At 44.5% G+C, this 18,575-nt stretch carries 15 protein-coding genes and 1 tRNA gene; 11 read left to right on the forward strand and 5 right to left on the reverse strand.

Annotated features, from left to right (window positions below):
- Positions 1 to 317 precede the first annotated feature (317 nt).
- The 3 genes from AB5026_RS04360 (at position 318) to AB5026_RS04370 (ending at position 1,735) form a co-directional block, all read left to right on the forward strand.
- Positions 318 to 390: transfer RNA gene (locus tag AB5026_RS04360), tRNA-Asn, on the forward strand.
- Positions 391 to 598: 208 nt separating this feature from the next.
- Entirely contained in the window at positions 599 to 1,168 is a 570-nt protein-coding gene (locus tag AB5026_RS04365; RefSeq protein WP_021652971.1) for an NUDIX domain-containing protein, read from the forward strand.
- 6 nt (positions 1,169 to 1,174) lie between these two features.
- Positions 1,175 to 1,735 (forward strand): flavin reductase family protein, encoded by a 561-nt coding sequence (locus AB5026_RS04370; RefSeq protein ID WP_173722674.1) that lies wholly within the window; start codon positions 1,175 to 1,177, stop codon positions 1,733 to 1,735.
- Positions 1,736 to 1,827: 92 nt separating this feature from the next.
- On the opposite strand, the gene AB5026_RS04375 is transcribed toward AB5026_RS04370, so the two are convergent.
- Entirely contained in the window at positions 1,828 to 2,649 is an 822-nt protein-coding gene (locus AB5026_RS04375) for a Cof-type HAD-IIB family hydrolase (protein WP_015526816.1), read from the reverse strand.
- Positions 2,650 to 2,726: 77 nt separating this feature from the next.
- Between AB5026_RS04375 and AB5026_RS04380 the strand changes: the two genes are divergently transcribed.
- The 4 genes from AB5026_RS04380 to AB5026_RS04395 all read left to right on the forward strand — a co-directional run bounded on the left by AB5026_RS04380 (position 2,727) and on the right by AB5026_RS04395 (position 5,543).
- A complete protein-coding gene (locus AB5026_RS04380; protein ID WP_092070922.1) occupies positions 2,727 to 3,005 on the forward strand; it encodes a hypothetical protein in 279 nt (92 codons plus the stop codon).
- A 192-nt stretch (positions 3,006 to 3,197) separates the two neighbouring features.
- Positions 3,198 to 3,341: a maltose acetyltransferase domain-containing protein gene (locus AB5026_RS04385; protein ID WP_015526815.1), complete on the forward strand. Its 144-nt coding sequence runs from the start codon at positions 3,198 to 3,200 to the stop codon at positions 3,339 to 3,341.
- A 109-nt stretch (positions 3,342 to 3,450) separates the two neighbouring features.
- Positions 3,451 to 4,752 carry a [FeFe] hydrogenase H-cluster maturation GTPase HydF gene (gene hydF / locus AB5026_RS04390; protein WP_129975359.1) on the forward strand — a complete coding sequence of 434 codons (1,302 nt, stop codon included), beginning with the start codon at positions 3,451 to 3,453 and terminating at the stop codon, positions 4,750 to 4,752.
- Between the two features lie 98 nt (positions 4,753 to 4,850).
- Positions 4,851 to 5,543: a hypothetical protein gene (locus AB5026_RS04395; protein ID WP_021652967.1), complete on the forward strand. Its 693-nt coding sequence runs from the start codon at positions 4,851 to 4,853 to the stop codon at positions 5,541 to 5,543.
- 199 nt (positions 5,544 to 5,742) lie between these two features.
- Here the strand turns inward: AB5026_RS04395 and AB5026_RS04400 are convergent, their stop codons facing one another.
- A complete protein-coding gene (locus tag AB5026_RS04400) occupies positions 5,743 to 7,506 on the reverse strand; it encodes an ABC transporter ATP-binding protein (RefSeq protein ID WP_368212831.1) in 1,764 nt (587 codons plus the stop codon).
- Positions 7,503 to 9,269 carry an ABC transporter ATP-binding protein gene (locus tag AB5026_RS04405; protein WP_368212832.1) on the reverse strand — a complete coding sequence of 589 codons (1,767 nt, stop codon included), beginning with the start codon at positions 9,267 to 9,269 and terminating at the stop codon, positions 7,503 to 7,505. The genes AB5026_RS04400 and AB5026_RS04405 overlap by 4 nt, the downstream gene beginning before the upstream one ends.
- A 320-nt stretch (positions 9,270 to 9,589) precedes the next feature.
- Here AB5026_RS04405 and AB5026_RS04410 point away from each other — a divergent pair, with 320 nt between their 5' ends.
- On the forward strand, positions 9,590 to 10,465 hold the full coding sequence (locus tag AB5026_RS04410) for a LysR family transcriptional regulator (protein WP_021652963.1): 876 nt from the start codon (positions 9,590 to 9,592) through the stop codon (positions 10,463 to 10,465).
- A 32-nt stretch (positions 10,466 to 10,497) separates the two neighbouring features.
- Here AB5026_RS04410 and AB5026_RS04415 read toward each other — a convergent pair whose 3' ends face one another.
- Entirely contained in the window at positions 10,498 to 12,657 is a 2,160-nt protein-coding gene (locus tag AB5026_RS04415) for a SulP family inorganic anion transporter (protein ID WP_368212834.1), read from the reverse strand.
- Between the two features lie 205 nt (positions 12,658 to 12,862).
- Between AB5026_RS04415 and mnmA the strand changes: the two genes are divergently transcribed.
- Together mnmA and AB5026_RS04425 are read left to right on the forward strand one after the other, a co-directional pair.
- Entirely contained in the window at positions 12,863 to 13,951 is a 1,089-nt protein-coding gene (mnmA, locus tag AB5026_RS04420; RefSeq protein ID WP_368212835.1) for a tRNA 2-thiouridine(34) synthase MnmA, read from the forward strand.
- Positions 13,952 to 14,212: 261 nt separating this feature from the next.
- Positions 14,213 to 15,520: an O-acetylhomoserine aminocarboxypropyltransferase/cysteine synthase family protein gene (locus AB5026_RS04425; RefSeq protein WP_015526804.1), complete on the forward strand. Its 1,308-nt coding sequence runs from the start codon at positions 14,213 to 14,215 to the stop codon at positions 15,518 to 15,520.
- Positions 15,521 to 15,698: 178 nt separating this feature from the next.
- Here the strand turns inward: AB5026_RS04425 and AB5026_RS04430 are convergent, their stop codons facing one another.
- Positions 15,699 to 16,556: a polysaccharide deacetylase family protein gene (locus tag AB5026_RS04430; protein WP_368212837.1), complete on the reverse strand. Its 858-nt coding sequence runs from the start codon at positions 16,554 to 16,556 to the stop codon at positions 15,699 to 15,701.
- 632 nt (positions 16,557 to 17,188) lie between these two features.
- Between AB5026_RS04430 and eno the strand changes: the two genes are divergently transcribed.
- The gene (gene eno, locus AB5026_RS04435; protein ID WP_022426540.1) at positions 17,189 to 18,538 is read left to right on the forward strand and encodes a phosphopyruvate hydratase; all 1,350 of its coding nucleotides are present in this window, start codon (positions 17,189 to 17,191) and stop codon (positions 18,536 to 18,538) included.
- Positions 18,539 to 18,575: the final 37 nt, after the last annotated feature.

The raw sequence follows: 18,575 nt of genomic DNA on the forward strand, positions 1-18,575 counted from the left end.
CGAGGTAGATAGGGCAGAGGTGGAAGTGTGGTAACACATGGAGCTGACTGTTACTAATCGGGTGAGGGCTTGACCAACAAGCCGAGGAAGCGGGCAGGATGTAACAGAAATGGGGCGGAACAAGCTTGCTTGTGGAGAACCATTTATGGTACAGACTGAACATTTGCGAAGCAAATGACATCGAACGACGGAGTCGTGAGATGACCACCGCTGGAGTATCGGTACGCAGGTTAGAATTGATTCAAAGAGTTTGATTAACGATCAACAAGCATGTATGTAGTTTTTAAGGTACAAACCTTAATTAAATATTTAAGTAATCCTCCTTAGCTCAGTCGGTAGAGCATGCGGCTGTTAACCGCAGTGTCGTTGGTTCGAGTCCAACAGGGGGAGTTTTTTTATGCCTGTAAACAAGGAATTGTTTACAGGCACTTTTTATATGTTTGTATAAATATCCGTTATATATATCGTAATATTTGACCGAATCAAGTAATCCCCTATAGAATGTTTTCTGATAACAGACTGGAAACTATTTCGAAATCATGCTAGAATGAAATCGGTTTGGTTAAGAAAGAATAATTTATGAGAAAGAAGCAGAAAAATGGAATTATTTGATATCATAGATGAAAACGGAAATCCCACTGGAAAGATCGTAGAACGGAGTATTGCTCACGCAGAAGGAATCCCTCATCGTACTGCTCATATCTGGATCATCCGTCGGAGGAATGAAAAAACAGAGATCCTTCTTCAGAAAAGATCCAGAAACAAGGACTCCTTTCCTGGAAAATTTGATACTTCATCTGCAGGTCACATACAGGCGGGAGATGAACCAATGGAATCGGCATTACGGGAACTGGAAGAAGAACTGGGAATCCATGCAGAATCAGCTGATCTGCAGTTTGCAGGAAAATTCCCCATATCTTTTGCCAGAGAATTTCATGGAAAAATATTCCGGGATGAAGAAATCGCTTTTGTTTATATTTACGATCACCCGGTAGAGATCGATCATCTTACACTTCAAAAGGAAGAAGTAGAAGAGGTACAGTGGTTTGATCTGGAAGAAACGTATCAGCAATGTAGTCAGCACAGAGATAAATTCTGTGTTCCGCTGGGAGGTCTGCAGCTTGTACGTCAATTTATAAAAAGTAACGGCAATACAATAAAGGAGTGAAAGATCATGAGAAAAGATTTCGGAGCAAAGCCTTACACTTATCCACAGCCGGTATTAATGATCGCTACATATGGTGAGGATGGAAAACCGGATGTTATGAATGCAGCCTGGGGAGGAATCAGCGATGATAAGGAAATTTCCATCTGTGTCAGTGAAAATCATAAAACAACTGAAAACATCCTGAAAAAAGGCGCTTTTACAGTAAGTATGGCAGATGTGGAGCATATGACAGCCTGCGACTATGTAGGAATTGTTTCCGGAAACAAAGAGCCGGATAAATTTGTAAAAGCCGGATTTACAGCAGAAAAATCTGAAAAAGTAGATGCACCTATTATCAAAGAGCTTCCAATCTGTATAGAATGTAAGCTGAAAAGCTATGATAAAGACACCTGCCGGCTGATCGGTGAGATCGTAAATGTCAGCGTGGATGAGAGCGTTCTGGATGAAAATGGAAACGTAGATGTTGCAAAAGTAGCACCGATCACTTTTGATCCGTTCAACAATGCATATATCCGTCTTGGCGAAAAAGTCGGCGATGCTTTTAAAGCCGGAACGGCACTGAAATAAATAATATCTACTGAAATACAGAAAGTCTCTTTCACAGGTACAGATAAAAAATTATCTTCTGGAAGAGACTTTCTATTTGTTATAAATATTCTTTAATTCAGAACTCCCAATTCTTTAAAGGCCTGAAAAATCCCGTCCTGATCATTACTCTTTGTTACAAAAGAGAAATGTTTTTGCAGCTCAGAAGGTGCATTTCCCATCAAAACTCCACATCCTACTGCCTCCAGCATTTCCAGATCATTATAATTATCTCCGAATGCAATAGTACTGGTAAGAGGGATTTTTCGAAGATCACAAAGATATTTTACAGCTTCCGCTTTGTTTATGCCGCCAGCCATGATCTCCAGAAGAGAATCGGAAGATCTTGCAATAGATAATTCCGGAAAATATTTGCGAAGAAGTGTTTCTGACGGTGACATATATTCAGAATCGCACATACACAGGATTTTATCTACCATAAGCGTATCTGAGAGAGACTGAAGGGATCCCTCTATAGAGGTAGTTTCCACAACCGTTTCTTCATGGATCACATGAGGGTCTGTCCGGTCTTTTACGATCCAGTCTTCTGAGGTAAAAACATTCCAGGTCACGTGAGGACATTTTTTTTCGATCACATCAATGATTTTGGAAGCGTCGGAAATGCTTATTCCTTTTTCGTAAAGGATATTTTGATCTTCATCCAGGATTAGTGCACCACTGAATGCAATGGTACAACAATGGAAATCATTTTTTTTAATAATAGGACGGATGCCGGAAGGGCTTCGTGCTGAAGAAATAGTAAACAGAACGCCCTGATCTGTCAAAGTATGAATGGCGGAACTAGTCAGCGGAGATACCACATGTTCTGAGGTTAGTAAAGTGCCGTCAATATCGCTGAAAACAGCCTGTGGCTTAAATGAAGATAATGGTTTCATATTCGAGATCCTTTCTGTAAAAGATGAGTATAGGTGTTTCTGTATATAAAATAGCACATAAATAACAAAATAAAAATATATCCAGATTTCATTATGACAAAGCTTTTTTTGGAGCCAGTGCAGTAGATGCCTCTTTTGGAGCATCGGCCACTAGAGAGATCGAAGCAGCTGTGAAACGCTGCGTGTATGCCAATGCAGAGGAAAGCTATCTTCTGGCGGACCATACCAAGTTTGGCAAAAAAAATCTCATAAAATATAATGATGTCAGTGAGTACCAGTTGATCTTTACCGATGAAGAATTGGAAACAGAGCAGAAAAATAAAGTGATCCGACAGGGTGGAAGATTTTGTGAATAGCAAAAATACAGAAATCTGTTGACAGAAGATAAATCTGCAGATTATATATAAATATAACAGATTCACGAAAAAGCCTCGGATTATTCAGAAAATTCATGCTTGTAGGTGAATATAGGATATGATAACATAAAAAATATCATTTTTGTAAAAACGCAAAAAAAGGAGGTGCTGACATGCGCTCAATGAGAAAAAATGCATACAGGAGAGCTATATCTTCCTAATGATGATGAGATCATCCAGGATCAGATCAAAAAGCTGGATCGACTTTATGATTTCAATATGACACGTCCCACACAGTTGGATAAAAGAAATGCTGAAAGAGATACTACACTATGATATAAGAGTGGAAGGAATGTCCGGCTTTTGAAAAATCAAAAAGAAGCAGGTTGATAGGAACAGGAATGGATGAGGACCTGTCTGATGCTGAAAGAAAAGAGGATAAATTATGGGAATGAATGAAACACCGTCAGCAGACCGTGTACATATCGGTTTTTTTGGCAGAAGAAATGCAGGAAAATCCAGTATCGTAAATAAGGTGACAGGCCAGGAGCTGGCTGTGGTATCCGATGTAAAGGGAACTACTACAGATCCGGTAAGTAAGGCCATGGAACTACTTCCTATGGGCCCGGTGGTAATCATAGATACACCAGGTATTGATGATGAAGGACATCTTGGAGAACTTCGCGTCCGCAAGGCGAAACAGGTGCTGAACAGAGTGGATGTAGCAGTTCTTGTAGTAGATGCCACTGTGGGAAAAACCAGTGTGGATGAAGAATTGATCCATATTTTTAAAGAAAAGGAGATTCCATATCTGGTTGTTTATAACAAGGCAGATCTGCTGAAAACAAAAGATGGGAACCGGCTTTCTTCAGATAATAACTTAAACCAGAATACCCATGCGGGTGCGGTCAAAGAGAGCAGTGTCAGCCAGAAACAGGATCATGAAAACCAGAACACAGAGCAATCTATTTATGCCAGCGCCGCCACCGGTCAGAATATCTACGAATTGAAAGAAAAGATCGCTTCGCTGGCAGTAACGGATGAACTGAAATTGCGTCTGGTAGGGGATCTCCTTGAACCATCAGATTTTGCGATTCTTGTAGTTCCCATAGATAAAGCTGCACCAAAAGGGCGTCTGATCCTTCCGCAGCAGCAGACGATCCGTGATGTGCTGGAAGCCGGAGCAGTAGCCATCGTGATCAAAGAGGATGAGCTTTCCAATACACTGGAAACCCTGGGGAAAAAACCAAAGCTTGTGATCACAGACAGCCAGGTCTTTGCCAGAGTCAGTGAAGAAACTCCAGAAGACATCTGGCTTACTTCATTCTCTATTCTGTTTGCCAGATTTAAAGGAAATCTAAAGACAGCGGCAGCTGGGGCAGCAGCACTGGACCGGCTGAAAGACGGTGACAAGATCCTGATCTCAGAGGGATGTACCCACCACAGGCAGTGTGATGATATCGGAACAGTCAAGCTTCCACGCTGGATCCGTAATTATACGGGGAAAGAGCTGGAATTTGAGTATTCTTCCGGAAGAGATTTCCCGGAGGATGTGACGAAGTACAGTCTGATCGTGCATTGTGGCGGATGTATGCTTAATGAGAGAGAAATGCGTTACCGTCAGAAATGTGCATTGGATCAGGAGATTCCTATCACCAATTACGGAATTGCCATTGCGTACATGCAGGGAATCCTGAAACGTTGTGTGGAAATGTTCCCGGATGTGAGGAAAGAACTGGAACAGTAATTTTTTTCAGGTGTTTACATTTTTTCCGAAAAATGATATAGTAGCGATTGTTCATTTTATAAATTTGCAAAAGGTGACGATAAGGAGTTGCAGATACAATGATCGATCAGACACTTTCACAGGCCCTGCAGAAAGAAATTCCAATACTTACAGCTCAGATCCGAAGTCTCTATGCAGAATTCGATAAAAAATTTCATCTTAACGGAGCAAAGATCCCTATAACTTTTGGCATGGAGCCGGATCTGCTGGGATCTTATACAAGAGGCAGCTGCCACGAAAAAGAGCATTTCCATTTTTCTCTGCTGTTTATCGGCTATGCGGTAAAAAATCCTCTGAAAAAAGAAGACCGACTGGATCTTTACAAACATGAATATGCCCACTATATGCAATATAATTTTCACATTCCCTCAGAGTATCAGTGGCAGCACGGAACCCACGGAAGCGCCTGGAAATACTGCTGTTCCCTGACTGGTGCGGCACCAACGCCATATTATAAGGCAGGGGAAGCTCTGATGAAACACAACTATGAGAAAAAACTTCGAAGCCCGATCCATGACCGTACTGTAACGGTGCGGGATACTTACAGAAGAGAGCAGCAGCACAGGAATACTCAGAACAGTATTGTACGCTATGAGATCGGAGAGGATGTCAGTCATCCGAAATTCGGAACCGGAAATATTGAGCATGTAGAGCAGCTTCCGGGTTCTGTAAGGCTTCACATCCGTTTTGGAGAAGAGCTGAAAGTGATCGATCAGAAATGGCTTCTTCGGACAAAATATAAAAAGAGCTGAATATAGTTTTATAAAAATAGACATCATCCTGGATATCAAAATAGATATCATATGGAGATGTTTATTTTTTTTATATCATTGATACAGTATAAAAAAATTCTCCGGTACAGAAAATCTGTGTTCCGGAGAATTTTAAGTCAGGCGGATATTTGCGATCCGCATTTAGCCAGTTGCCTGATTCGGTTAAAATCAGCTTATATTACTCAGAAACCTTCACAAACTGGCTGTTATAAAGATTCTGATAGAATCCGCCTTTTGCCATAAGCTCTTCATGGCTTCCCTGTTCGATGATGCTTCCGTCTTTCATGACAAGAATCTCATCTGCATTGCGGATGGTAGAAAGACGGTGTGCAACGATAAAGCTTGTTCGTCCCTGCATCATCCGGTCAAAGGCCTCCTGGATCAGCATTTCTGTTCGGGTATCAATACTGGAGGTTGCCTCGTCAAGGATCAGCATCGGTGGCAGACACAGCATGACACGGGTGATGCAGAGAAGCTGCTTTTGTCCTTGACTTAAGCTGTCTTCATAAAGAATGGTATCCAGGCCATTTGGAAGACGGCGGATAAATTCCCAGCTGTGGGACATTTTAGCTGCCTGGATCACGTCCTCATCAGAAGAATCCGGCTTTCCGATACAGATGTTGTCACGGACAGTTCCATGCTTGATCCAGGTATCCTGGAGAACCATGCCATAGCTTCCGCGGAGGGCATGTCTGGAAACATCGGTGATGGGGGTTCCGTCCACGGAAATACTTCCACCGGTGACGTCATAGAACCGCATCAGCAAGTTGATAAAAGTTGTCTTGCCACAACCGGTAGGGCCTACGATGGCAATACGTCTGCCTGGTTCTGTATGAAGATTAAAGTTTTTAATGAGAGGTTTGTCCGCTTCGTAGCGGAAGGAAACATTCCGGATATCCACTGCACCTTTTACATCGACAAGAGTTCCGGATGGATCCGGGCTTTCCGGCTCTTCCTCCAGAAGATCAAAGATCCTGGTAGCGCAGGCCAGAGCGTTCTGAAGCTCTGTGATCACGGAGCTGATATCGTTGAAGGGCTTCATATACTGGTTTGCATAAGCCAGCAGTACGGAAAGTCCACCGACAGTCAGATGACCGCCCGGGATCAGAAAGGCACCTGCAAGAGCTACACCTGCGTAAATGATGTTGTTGACACATCGTGTGGACGGGTTGGTGAGGCTGCTGTAAAAAACAGCCTTCTGGCTGGCATCACGGAGTTCTTCATTGATCGCAGCAAAACGTTCGGAAGAACGATTTTCGTAACCAAAGGCCTGAACTACTTTTTGATTTCCGATCATTTCCTCGATCAGTGCAGTCTGACGTCCACGGGCATCACTCTGCGCACGGAACATCTGGAAGGAATGGGAGGAGATGAATTTCGCCACAAAAAAGCTTACAGGTGTCAGGACAATGATCATCAGAGTAATCCACACATTTTTGGAGAACATGAAGAGCAGGGTTCCGATGATGGTGATGACACCGGAAAACAGCTGTGTAAATCCAAGGAGCATACCATCGGAAAGAATATCCGTATCTGCGATGACACGGCTGATGATATCACCGGTGCTGTGTCCGTCCAGGTAGGACAGAGGAAGCTTCTGGATATGGCGGATGGATCTTGCACGGATATCCTGTACTGTGCGGTAGGTCATACGGTTGTTGATGACACTCATGATCCAGGTGGCAATGCCGGAAAATACGATCATGACAAGAATACGGGAAAGATAGAATCCCATTCTTGTAAAATCAACTTCGTGGGCAGCAACGACCTCATCAATGGCATAACCAAAAAGTACGGGGACATACAGCTGCAAAATTACAGTGACTGCTGCCAGGATCACACTTAATACGAGAAGAAAACGGTATTTTCCAATGAAACGTAGTACCTTGAAAAAGGTTGCCATGCTGTTTTTGCTTTTGGCGGTTGTATCTGTTTTACTCATGCCAGGACCTCCTTTCCAGTCGCTTTTTCATATTTGGTACGCTCTTCCGGGAACTGTGAGAAAAAGATCTCACGGTAGGTTTTACAAGTAGAGATCAGCTCCTGATGGGTTCCTTTTCCGGAAAGCTGACCGTCATCCAGTACCAGGATCAGATCGGCCTGGCGGATGCTGGCGGCTCTCTGGGATACCAGGAAGGTGGTTGTTTTTCCACCAAGCTGGTGAAGGGATTTCCGAAGTGCCGCATCTGTGGCAAAGTCAAGAGCACTGGCACTGTCATCCAAGATCAGGATTTCTGGCTTTTTCACAAGGGCGCGGGCAATGGTAAGTCTCTGACGCTGGCCACCGGAAAGATTCCGGCCGTTCTGTTCCAGACGGAAATCCAGCTGACCGTCCTTTTTCTCTACGATTTCACGAGCCTGAGCGGTGGTAAGTGCTTCCCACATTTCTTCGTCCGTGGCATCTTCACGTCCCCAGCTTAAGTTATCGCGGATGGTTCCCTGGAAAAGTGCTGCTTTTTGAGGAACTACGCCGATTTTTTCCCTGAGTTCCTGCCTGGAATAGGTCTGTACATTCTGACCGTTGAGGGTAATGACTCCGGAGGTTGCGTCGTAGAAACGGGCGATCAGATCCACAAGAGTGGATTTACCGCTTCCGGTACCGCCGATGATTCCGATCGTAGAGCCTTTTTTTGCGGAAAAAGTGATATCAGAAAGGCTAGGTGCGCCGGTTCCTGCATAGGAGAAACTCACATGGTCAAAAGCAACTGCATAGTCACTGCTTTCCAAAGTCGGTAAGGAAGCTTTGTCCGGGTAAGTCATGGTGGAATCGACCTTCAGGATTCCGGCAACGCGATCCGCACAGGCCATGGATTTGTTCAGGGTGATGATCAGGGACGCAAGCTTGATCAGTTCTACGATCATCTGTGCCATATAGTTGTAAAGAGCAACTATTTCACCCTGCTGCATGTTTCCGAGGTTTACCTGTACACCTGCAGTCTGGATCAGGATTACTGTTGCGATATTGATCAGTACATAAGTTGCAGGATTTAAAAGTGCAGAGATTTTTCCGACAAATTCGTTCAGTCTGGTAAGTGCAAGATTGCTTTCGTCAAACTCCGCAACGGCATCAGCTTCACGGCAAAATGCACGGATTACACGGACACCGGTCAGGTTTTCTCTGGTAAGACGGGTGACGGAATCCAGACGTCCCTGTACTTTTTTGAAAAGCGGGATACTTAAAAACATGATCACAAAGACAACCAGGAACAGTACCGGAATGGCAACTGCGAAGATCAGTGCACAGCGCACATTGATGGTAAAAGCCATTACCATAGAGCCTAGAACAATAAACGGGCTTCGAAGAAGAAGACGGAGTCCCATGTTTACTCCGTTCTGTACCTGATTGACATCGTCTGTAAGACGGGTGATCAGCGTGTCAGTGCCAAGGGTGTCCAGCTCCGTATAGGAAAGCTTCTGGATATGGTCAAATACAGCCTGACGCACTTCTGTGGCAAAGCCTACGCTGGCTTTTGCAGCAAAAAACTGTGCAGTAATGCTGACTGCAAGTCCTGCAGCAGCCATCAGTATCAGGATAAAAAACTTCTGAACGATATAGCCGTGGTCATTATTTGCAATTCCCACATCGATGATCTGGGCGATGACGACAGGCACCAGCAGATCAAATACAACTTCCAGAAACTTGAAAAAAGGAGCCAGAACGCTTTCTTTTTTGTAGTTTTGAAGATATTTTGCAAGTGTTCGCATTTCTTTTTCTTCCTCCGTTTCCTTATTTTTCTATAATAAACCTCTGTTATTATACTCCTATGGAGATAATACGTATAATATTGTTTTTAATGTATGATAATATAATTTTGCTATTGCCTGGGACGGAAATCTGTGGGATGATAGAAGTATGGTTTTTCGGATAATTGCGTGGGAAAGATATTCATAGTATTTACAAAGTATTGCAGATATAGTATTTCTTAACCGAATTAAGAAAGTACTTTGTGGGATAGCGAAAAGCAATAAGCAGTAGATGGGTTTTGCCTGTGTTATATACCAGATAAAGAAAGAAGGATTTATATATGGAAATCAGACAGCTGGAATATTTTCATGAGATCGCAGCAACAGGAAGCATCAATGAAGCCGCAAGGAGACTGAACATGTCCCAGCCGCCGCTGAGCTATCAGATCAAGCAGCTGGAAGCAGAGCTGAAGGTGAAGCTTTTTGAGCGGACCAGGGCAGGCGTGACACTGACAGAAGCCGGAAAGCTTCTTTATGACAGGACAGAGAACATTTTGAGCTACGTTCGTTCCACAGAACTGGAAGTATCCAAAGCAGGGAAAAAACAGGTTTTACGTATCGGGATCACGCCAACCACAGTGACCACCATTATGCCTTATATTTCCAGATTTTCCAGGGAAAATTGTGATGTAAACTTTGAGGTAAGGGATGCGATCACCTTTACACTTCTGAATTATCTGATGGATGGGATCATTGATGTTTCGGTAGTGCGTACACCTATCAAGCTGGAAGGTTTAAATTATCTGGAACTGGATGAGGAACCCATGATCGCGGTCCTTCCTCCGGAGATCCCGGAAAATGAGACAAAAAAAGAGGGCATCAGCCTTAAAGAGCTGACTGGATGCCCTCTCATTATTTACCGGCGGTACGAAGAATTTCTGATGAAAGCCTTTGGAGAAAAAAATCTCCAGCCGGATATTTTCTGTGTCTGCGATGATCCCAGAGACGCCATGCTCTGGGTGCAGGAAGGTCTTGCAACCGCCGTTTTTCCAAGATCCATGGAAGATCTCTGTACAGATCTTCCAATCCGCATCATTGAAGAAGAGAAGCTGAAGACCAGGATCCTTCTTGCCTGGAAAAAGGATCGCAGGCCTTCTGCCGTGATGCAGGATTTTATCAATATCTGTGAGAAATATGCAGGAAACCCTGCAATCTGATCATGGACCTGGAAAGGGGATGTATGCAGAAATCAGTCTTTGAGATGCTCTTCCTTCCAGTGCTTCCATTTCTGAACAGCTTCCGGATTCTGCTTTTCCAGCCGTTCTTCCAGCTTTTTCCGGCGCTGTTCCAGCCGTTCTAGGACTTCCGGATGCTCGGCAAGGATTTTTTCTTTCAGCTTGCCACGGCGCTTTTCTAGAAGATGAAGGATCAGTTTCCGGTCGGAAGTTAATTCCTCAGGCAGCTCATCCATATGTAATTCAATTCTTCGAAGCAGTTCATCCTCATCCAGAACACCCAGCCCATGCCAGTTATCCAGAAGCTCTTCCAGACCTTCTTCAGAGAGACGTTGGATATCCGGGATCTGATGCAGCTGTTCAATAATGTGATGGACAGATTCTTCGATCTCTTTTACTGCATCATCACCAAAAGCCCAGGCGAACTCTTCCAGGGTATTTTCTTCCTCTGCCGGAAGAAAAGCGATACTGCGGCGCAGAAGCTTTGTCTCGTCTTCCTTTGGAACATCCAGTTCATAAGGGGCTTCGATCCCTGCGTCATGCAGAGCAGCAAGAATGGTACGGCGGACCATACCGTCCTTGATCATATGACCGATGCCGAACTGACGCAGCTGGTCATTGATCTGGGTGGAATGCTCTGTGAGGTAAAAACGGATCCCACGTTTTTTCAGGCTTGCGGAGATGGCATCCAGACGGTCTGCTGCTGTGACATCAATGCTGTTGATAGCACTGGCATCTACGATCACTACCCTGGTGTCTTTTCGGATGCTGTTCTCAATATCTTCCTGAAAAATCTTTATATTTGCAAAAAACAGGTTTTCACTGAAACGGTAGATCACAACGCCCTTAATAGGGTAGGCGAAACGGTTTTTGGACAGATCAAAATAAGCATCTCTTCCAGGGATCATACCACGGAAGGAGCGCGGCGGGTTGGTGGCCTTCAGGATCACAGCTACGAAAGAGAGCAGGATACCAATGATAACCCCATAAATGGTTCCAAGACAGAGCACACTGAAACCGGCAGCCATGAAGATGTAGAATTCTGTACGGCTTACTTTGAAAAGACGTACAGCCAGATGGGTTTCCACCACATCCATCAGAGCAGAGATCACAATGGCTGTCAGTACAGGAACCGGAAGATATCCGATAAAACCGGTGCCGAAAAGAAGGATCAGAGCCATGGTGATCCCGGCAGTGATGGAAACCGCCTGAGATTTTCCACCGTACTGTTCATTGAGGGAGGTGCGGGAGATACTGCCGTTTACCGGGCAGCAGCCTACTGCGGCGGCAGCAATATTTCCGGCGGCACAGGCCAGGATTTCCTGACGGTCGTTCAGCTTATAATCATTGCGGAACGCAAAGGTATTCTCTGCAAGAAGAGTTTCTGCCATAATGACAACAGCAACCATAAGACCACGGCCTGCCGCCTGGGTCAGATCAACATTTCCGAAATCCGGGATCACCAGGGAGGGAAGCCCACGTTCTACAGACTGCAGGAGGACTACGCCTTTTTCGTCTACATGAAAAACAATGGTGGAAAGAACACCTAGAGCCATAATAACGATAGCCATGGGGAATCTCGGTGCCAGCTTTTTAAATGTGCGGATCAGCACCAGAGCACCAAGCCCCATGAAGAGGGAAAGCCAGCTGATATTTTTGGCAGCAGCAAAGATATGCTCTGCCAGTTCCAGGAGCTCTCCGGATCCTGCAGGACTTCCCATAAGTTTCGGGATCTGCATCAGGATGATGGTAACTGCGATACCGCTGATAAAACCGCCCATAACAGGTGTGGAGATAAAGTCCACGATCTTATCTGCGTGAAGCAGAAAGAAGATAAACAGCCACAGACCTGCAAAAAGTGCGATGGCAGGAACATAATCCATGGCAGCTTCTGACTCTGCAGCAATGCCAAGAGTAGACAGTGCACCACCTACAATGGCAGCAGGTGCCGCATCAACTCCGAAGATAAACTGTCTTGAAGTGGAAAATAGAGCAAACAAAAGGATCGGCAGAACAGAACCGTACAGTCCGTATACCGCCGGAATCCCGGAAATCTGGGCATATCCCATGGAGATAGGGATGGAAACAGCTGCTATGATGATGCCGGAGAAAATATCTTTGGGAAGGTATTCCTTCCGATATCCTCGCAGCGTGGAAAACAGGGAAAGCTTCATATAGTCACATCCTTTTCTGAAAAATATTTTCTATTATATACCAAAGAGAGCCTGCAGGAAAGAAGCAAAGCAAAGGTTCCGGGTGAAAAATCGTGGACAAAGAATAACTGCCATATTATAATAAATGCGAAATTGCAGTAACTGTAAGAGAATACAGGCTGCAAAGCTGAGAAATCATCAATCATCAGGAAAGGTTAAGATATAAATGAAAAAAGCGATCATAGCAATGAGCGGCGGTGTGGACAGCTCCGTAGCAGCTCTTTTGACAAAGGAATCCGGTGACGAGTGCATCGGTGCAACCATGAAACTTTATAACAACGAGGATATCGGTGTCCACAGGGAAAAGACCTGTTGTTCCCTGGACGATGTGGAGGATGCCAGAAGCGTGGCTTATCAGATGGATATGCCTTACTACGTATTTAATTTTACCGCAGATTTCCATACAGAGGTTATGGACAGGTTTGTAGATGCCTACGAAAACGGCTGCACCCCTAATCCATGTATCGACTGTAACCGATATCTGAAATTTGATAAAATGTTTCACCGCATGCAGGAGATCGGCTACGATTATATTGTAACCGGACATTATGCAAGAGTGGAGTACGATGAGAAACGGGACCGCTACCTTCTGAAAAAAGCAGTGGACGATACAAAGGATCAGTCATACGTTCTCTATATGCTGACCCAGGAACAGCTGGCACATGTAAAGCTTCCGCTTGGAGGTCTCCGGAAGGACCAGGTTCGTGTCATTGCCGAAAAACATGGCTTTATCAATGCCAGAAAGCATGACAGTCAGGATATCTGCTTTGTGCCGGACGGCGACTATGCGAAATTTATTGAGAAGTACACAGGCAAAAAAACACCGGAGGGTGATTTTGTAGATAAAGAGGGAAACTATATCGGACGCCATAAGGGAATCATCCATTACACGATCGGCCAGCGCCGCGGCCTTGGCATTCCGGCGGCCAGCCGTCTTTATGTCTGTGAGATCTCTCCGAAGACCAATACGGTAGTTCTCGGGGACAACGCAGATCTTTTCAGCAGTGAACTGGAGGCAGACAATGTAAATCTGATCTCTGTGGACAGCTTAGCTGAGCCGAAAAGAGTGACTGCCAAGATCCGTTACCGTCACAAAGAGCAGCCTGCCACTGCATGGCAGACACCGGATGGCATCCTTCATGTGAAATTTGATGAACCGCAGAGAGCTATCACAAAAGGCCAGGCTGTAGTGATGTATGACGGAGATGTGGTTGTAGGCGGTGGCGTTATAAATAAAATCTATAGCCAGTCATAAATAAAGGTGAGAACCTAAATAGATAAACCCCATTGACATACTAGGAAAAGGGTGATATGATTGCATCATCAAAAAACGGAGCACACAAAACAAGGTGAGCAACGTGATGATCAGGAGGAAATCATGAAGGTTTTACAGAAGTCAACAAGGGTGTTTATTGAAGAAAAGCGAATGTGTTGTTGTCGCTGATAAGCAGATGATCATAAGATAAGCAATTACTATTTTACCGAATATAAGAATAAAAGAAAAGAGGACAAACACATGAGCAAAATTACAAGGGATCAGAGAAAATTCAAATTTGAGACATTACAGCTTCACGTAGGACAGGAACAGCCGGATCCGGTTACAGATGCAAGAGCAGTACCAATCTACCAGACATCTTCCTATGTATTCCGCAACTGCGATCATGCAGCAGCACGTTTCGGACTTGCAGATGCCGGTAACATTTACGGACGTCTTACAAATCCGACAGAGGACGTATTCGAGAAGAGGATCGCAGCACTTGAGGGTGGTTCTGCAGCACTTGCAGTAGCATCCGGTGCAGCAGCTATCACATACACGATCGAGAATCTTGCACAGCAGGGAGATCACATTGTAGCAGCCAAAAATATTTACGGCGGTACAACAAACCTTCTGGAGCATACGCTTCCGGCATACGGAATCACAACAACATTTGTTGATGTATTCAATCTCGAGGAAGTGGAGAATGCGATCCAGGAGAACACAAAAGCTGTTTATATTGAGACTCTTGGAAACCCAAATTCTGATGTTGTAGATATTGAGGCTCTTGCAAAAATCGCTCACAAACATAAAATTCCGCTTGTTGTAGATAATACATTTGCAACACCATACCTCGTAAGACCAATTGAGTACGGCGCAGATATCGTTGTTCATTCCGCAACAAAATTCATCGGTGGCCACGGAACTACTATCGGTGGTGTGATCGTAGAGAGTGGTAAGTTTGACTGGGAGGCATCTGGCAAATTTGCATCTCTTACAGAGCCAAACCCAAGCTATCATGGCGTAAGCTTCACAAAAGCATGCGGACCGGCTGCATTTGTTACAAAGATCCGTGCGATCCTTCTTCGTGACACAGGAGCAACAATTTCTCCGGTGAGCTCCTTTATCTTCCTTCAGGGACTTGAGACACTGTCTCTCCGTGTAGAGCGTCATGTTGAGAACGCACTGAAGGTTGTACAGTATCTGAATGATCATCCGCAGGTAGAGAAGGTTCATCATCCGTCTGTATCCACAGATCCAAGCCAGCAGGAGCTTTATAAGAAATATTTCCCTAACGGCGGCGGTTCCATCTTTACATTTGAGATCAAGGGAGATGCACAGAAGGCAAAGGATTTCATTGATAACCTTGAGCTGTTCTCACTTCTTGCAAACGTTGCAGATGTGAAATCCCTTGTTATCCATCCGGCTACTACAACACATAGCCAGTGCACAGAGGAAGAGCTTCTTGATCAGGGAATCAAGCCAAACACGATCCGTCTTTCTATCGGAACTGAGAATATCGATGATATCATCCAGGATCTTGATGAGGCATTCAAGGCTGTCCAGTAAATAAGACAATTAAATAAGAAGAACACCTTCTGAAATCAATAGCACAGAAAAATCTGCTCCGGAACATATGAGAACATAGTCCCGGGGCAGATTTTTTGTGTGCTTATCTGGAGAATCCAAAAAGCGGGAAGAACCGTGTTGATGGCACTGAGGATGCATGGATCATGTGCGATTTTTTTCAGGCGGATCCCGATGCCACAAGTTCTTCTAATGTTCCGAAGGTATATCCCATCTCTTCCCATTTTGTCAGCAGCTCATCCAGAATGGAAGCATTGGTGGAAGAGGTGCTGTGCAACAGCACGATGGCACCCGGATGGATCCGTCCCAGAAGCTTTTCAAAAGCTTCTTCTTTCGAAGGCTGCTTATCCTGATACCAGTCCACATAAGCCAGACTCCAGAAAAAGGTGTGGTATCCCATCTCTTTTGCCATCTCTAAATTTTCCACGCTGTAAATGCCCTGGGGCGGGCGATAAAATTTTGTCATTTCTTTTCCGGTGGCTTCCTTATAAAGAACCTCCACATCCTCAAGCTGCTTCTGAAAGGCTTCCTTTGTGGAGATGCCGGACATATCCGGGTGTGTCATGGTGTGGTTGCCTATGGTATGGCCTGCATCTACGATCTCACGGATCAGTTCCGGTTTTTCACGGATCAGAGTCCCCACAACAAAAAATGTGGCATGTACCTGATGCTTATGTAAGGCGTTCAGAAGAGCAGGCATATTTCCATTGTCATAGCCTGCGTCAAAGGTAAGATAGATTTTTTTTTCATCGGTATCGGCTGCATACCAGGCATTGTAATTTTTTAATTCTTCCATAGAAGCATTTCCTGTGGGCCGTTTGCCTTCTTCCTGAAAACCGAGCCCCCAGTTTTCATTTTGGAATGTCATAGAAGCAGAAGAGGTCTGGCTGTTTTTGGCAGAATTCGGATCGGATCGTGGGTCGGAAGTAAAATGAGAATAGATCTTTCCTACAAGACTGCCAAGAGCAAAAGCCATGACAAAGAAAAAAATAAGACGGTAGATGTGTTTTTGTTTCATGGGAACCTCAGAGAAAGTGGAGTTATTAATATGTTTATGAACACAGAGAAGAAGATATGAAAGCAGAAGATCATGAGGCTATGTTTGTAAGAGAGGGATAAAAATAAGCAAAAAATAAGAGTCATCAGCGATTGATTTCTTCTGCCGATGACTCTTTTAATTTTCATTATCCAATGGAATATACCTCTCATTTCTTAGATTTAAAACTTATACGGAATTAAAATTTACGTTCTCGGTGGTCCGTACCTCCTTGTTTTAATTATGATGGAAAATCTTTAAATCTTCTGGTGGACTATACCTCTCTTTCTTAGATTATGGGAAGTAAGTTATGTTTTCGGTGGGTTCACGCTCCTTTTTGATTTAATTTTTTGTTTTCCGTTTGTTTTATTTGATGGTTAAACTATAACAGATAAAATGGAAAATGTCAACACTAAATTTTAAAAATAATAAAAATATATTTAAAAAGAAAAATAACAAAAATAAAACAACAAAAAAATCAGATAATATCGAAACCAGATAAAAGGTATAGACCCAACCCTTTTCGGACAAGCTACCCTCATAAACATAAGAAGAAAATCAGAAAGTGCAGGAGATCATAAACAGTATTATTATTTTCAAGGAGGGAAAAACTTATGCTACGTTATCTGCCTGTTCGAAAAGTTCATGCAAGACAGGTCCTTGATTCCAGGGGGAATCCTACAGTGGAAGCGGAAGTGACGGTAGGTGAAGGAATTGTGGGGATTAATGGATACACAGGAAGAGCCATGGTGCCGTCCGGAGCATCCACAGGTAAATTTGAGGCTGTGGAGCTGCGGGACGGAAACCGGGAGGAATATCTGGGACAGAGTGTGAAAAAAGCAGTGGAAAATATCAATACACGTCTAGCAGATGCCATTATCGGAGAGAATGCCCTGAACCAGGCATGGATCGATCATCTTCTGATCGAAACCGACGGAACGGAGAACAAAAGCAGCGCAGGAGCCAATGCCACGCTGGCAGTATCTCTGGCAGCAGCCCGTGCAGCAGCCGGGGCCCTTCGGCTTCCTCTTTATCAGTATCTGGGCGGCTGTCATACCCTGCAGCTCCCTGTGCCGATGATGAATATTTTAAACGGGGGAAAGCATGCGGACAATACGGTAGATCTTCAGGAGTTTATGATCATGCCAACAGGAGCTTGCTGTCTGGAAAAGGGTATCCGCATGTGTGCGGAAGTCTACCAGCACTTAAAGCTTCTTCTCCGGGAAAAAGGACTCTCCACAGCGGTTGGAGATGAAGGCGGCTTTGCTCCGGATCTTTCTGATTCGGAGGAAGTGCTTACCCTGATCGTTCATGCCATAGAAAAAGCAGGATATAAGCCAGGAGAGGAGATCACTATTGCCATTGATGCAGCCTCCAGCGAGCTTTATGATGAGGAAAAGGGTGTGTATTTTTTCCCTGGGGAGAGCCGCATGAAAGGAGAAAAGATCTACCGGGATGCCGGTGAGATGACAGAGTATTATGAAAAACTGGTGGAAAAATTTCCCATTGTTTCCATTGAAGACGGTCTCTGGGAGGATGACTGGGAAGGCTGGAAATATCTGACGGAACACCTGGGAAAAAAGATCCAGCTGGTAGGCGACGATCTGTTTGTCACCAATATCAAACGGCTGCACTGTGGCATCGGACTTGATGTTGCCAATGCTATCCTTATTAAAGTAAACCAGATCGGAACTCTCACGGAAACTCTGGATGCGGTGGAGATGGCTCAGCATGCCGGGTATCGTGCAGTGATCTCTCACAGATCCGGGGAAACAGAGGATTCCTTTATCGCAGATCTGGCAGTTGCCTGTGGGGCAGGACAGATCAAAACAGGCGCACCCTGCCGTTCGGACCGGAACGCCAAGTATAACCAGCTTCTGCGGATCCACGAACAGCTCGGAGCTCTTGGAAGATATAAAGATCCTTTTGCAAAAAAATCTCAGAAAAAGCCCTGCATAAAATAAACGGAAAATGGTTGAAATCCCGGTTTAGCTATGGTAA

Origin of the sequence: Blautia sp. RTP21359st1_E11_RTP21359_211015, assembly GCF_040910705.1 — a bacterium.
Classification (GTDB): Bacteria; Bacillota; Clostridia; order Lachnospirales; family Lachnospiraceae; genus Blautia_A; species Blautia_A fusiformis.

What these genes read in the sequence shown, in the direction of transcription:
- AB5026_RS04425 (WP_015526804.1), top strand. Translation starts at nt 14,213, where the DNA reads ATGAGCAAAATTACAAGGGATCAGAGAAAATTCAAATTTGAGACATTA.
- AB5026_RS04375 (WP_015526816.1), bottom strand. Translation starts at nt 2,649, where the DNA reads ATGAAACCATTATCTTCATTTAAGCCACAGGCTGTTTTCAGCGATATT.
- eno (WP_022426540.1), top strand. Translation starts at nt 17,189, where the DNA reads ATGCTACGTTATCTGCCTGTTCGAAAAGTTCATGCAAGACAGGTCCTT.
- AB5026_RS04385 (WP_015526815.1), top strand. Translation starts at nt 3,198, where the DNA reads ATGCATACAGGAGAGCTATATCTTCCTAATGATGATGAGATCATCCAG.
- AB5026_RS04365 (WP_021652971.1), top strand. Translation starts at nt 599, where the DNA reads ATGGAATTATTTGATATCATAGATGAAAACGGAAATCCCACTGGAAAG.
- AB5026_RS04370 (WP_173722674.1), top strand. Translation starts at nt 1,175, where the DNA reads ATGAGAAAAGATTTCGGAGCAAAGCCTTACACTTATCCACAGCCGGTA.
- AB5026_RS04400 (WP_368212831.1), bottom strand. Translation starts at nt 7,506, where the DNA reads ATGAGTAAAACAGATACAACCGCCAAAAGCAAAAACAGCATGGCAACC.
- hydF (WP_129975359.1), top strand. Translation starts at nt 3,451, where the DNA reads ATGGGAATGAATGAAACACCGTCAGCAGACCGTGTACATATCGGTTTT.
- AB5026_RS04395 (WP_021652967.1), top strand. Translation starts at nt 4,851, where the DNA reads ATGATCGATCAGACACTTTCACAGGCCCTGCAGAAAGAAATTCCAATA.
- AB5026_RS04430 (WP_368212837.1), bottom strand. Translation starts at nt 16,556, where the DNA reads ATGAAACAAAAACACATCTACCGTCTTATTTTTTTCTTTGTCATGGCT.
- AB5026_RS04405 (WP_368212832.1), bottom strand. Translation starts at nt 9,269, where the DNA reads ATGCGAACACTTGCAAAATATCTTCAAAACTACAAAAAAGAAAGCGTT.
- mnmA (WP_368212835.1), top strand. Translation starts at nt 12,863, where the DNA reads ATGAAAAAAGCGATCATAGCAATGAGCGGCGGTGTGGACAGCTCCGTA.
- AB5026_RS04415 (WP_368212834.1), bottom strand. Translation starts at nt 12,657, where the DNA reads ATGAAGCTTTCCCTGTTTTCCACGCTGCGAGGATATCGGAAGGAATAC.
- AB5026_RS04410 (WP_021652963.1), top strand. Translation starts at nt 9,590, where the DNA reads ATGGAAATCAGACAGCTGGAATATTTTCATGAGATCGCAGCAACAGGA.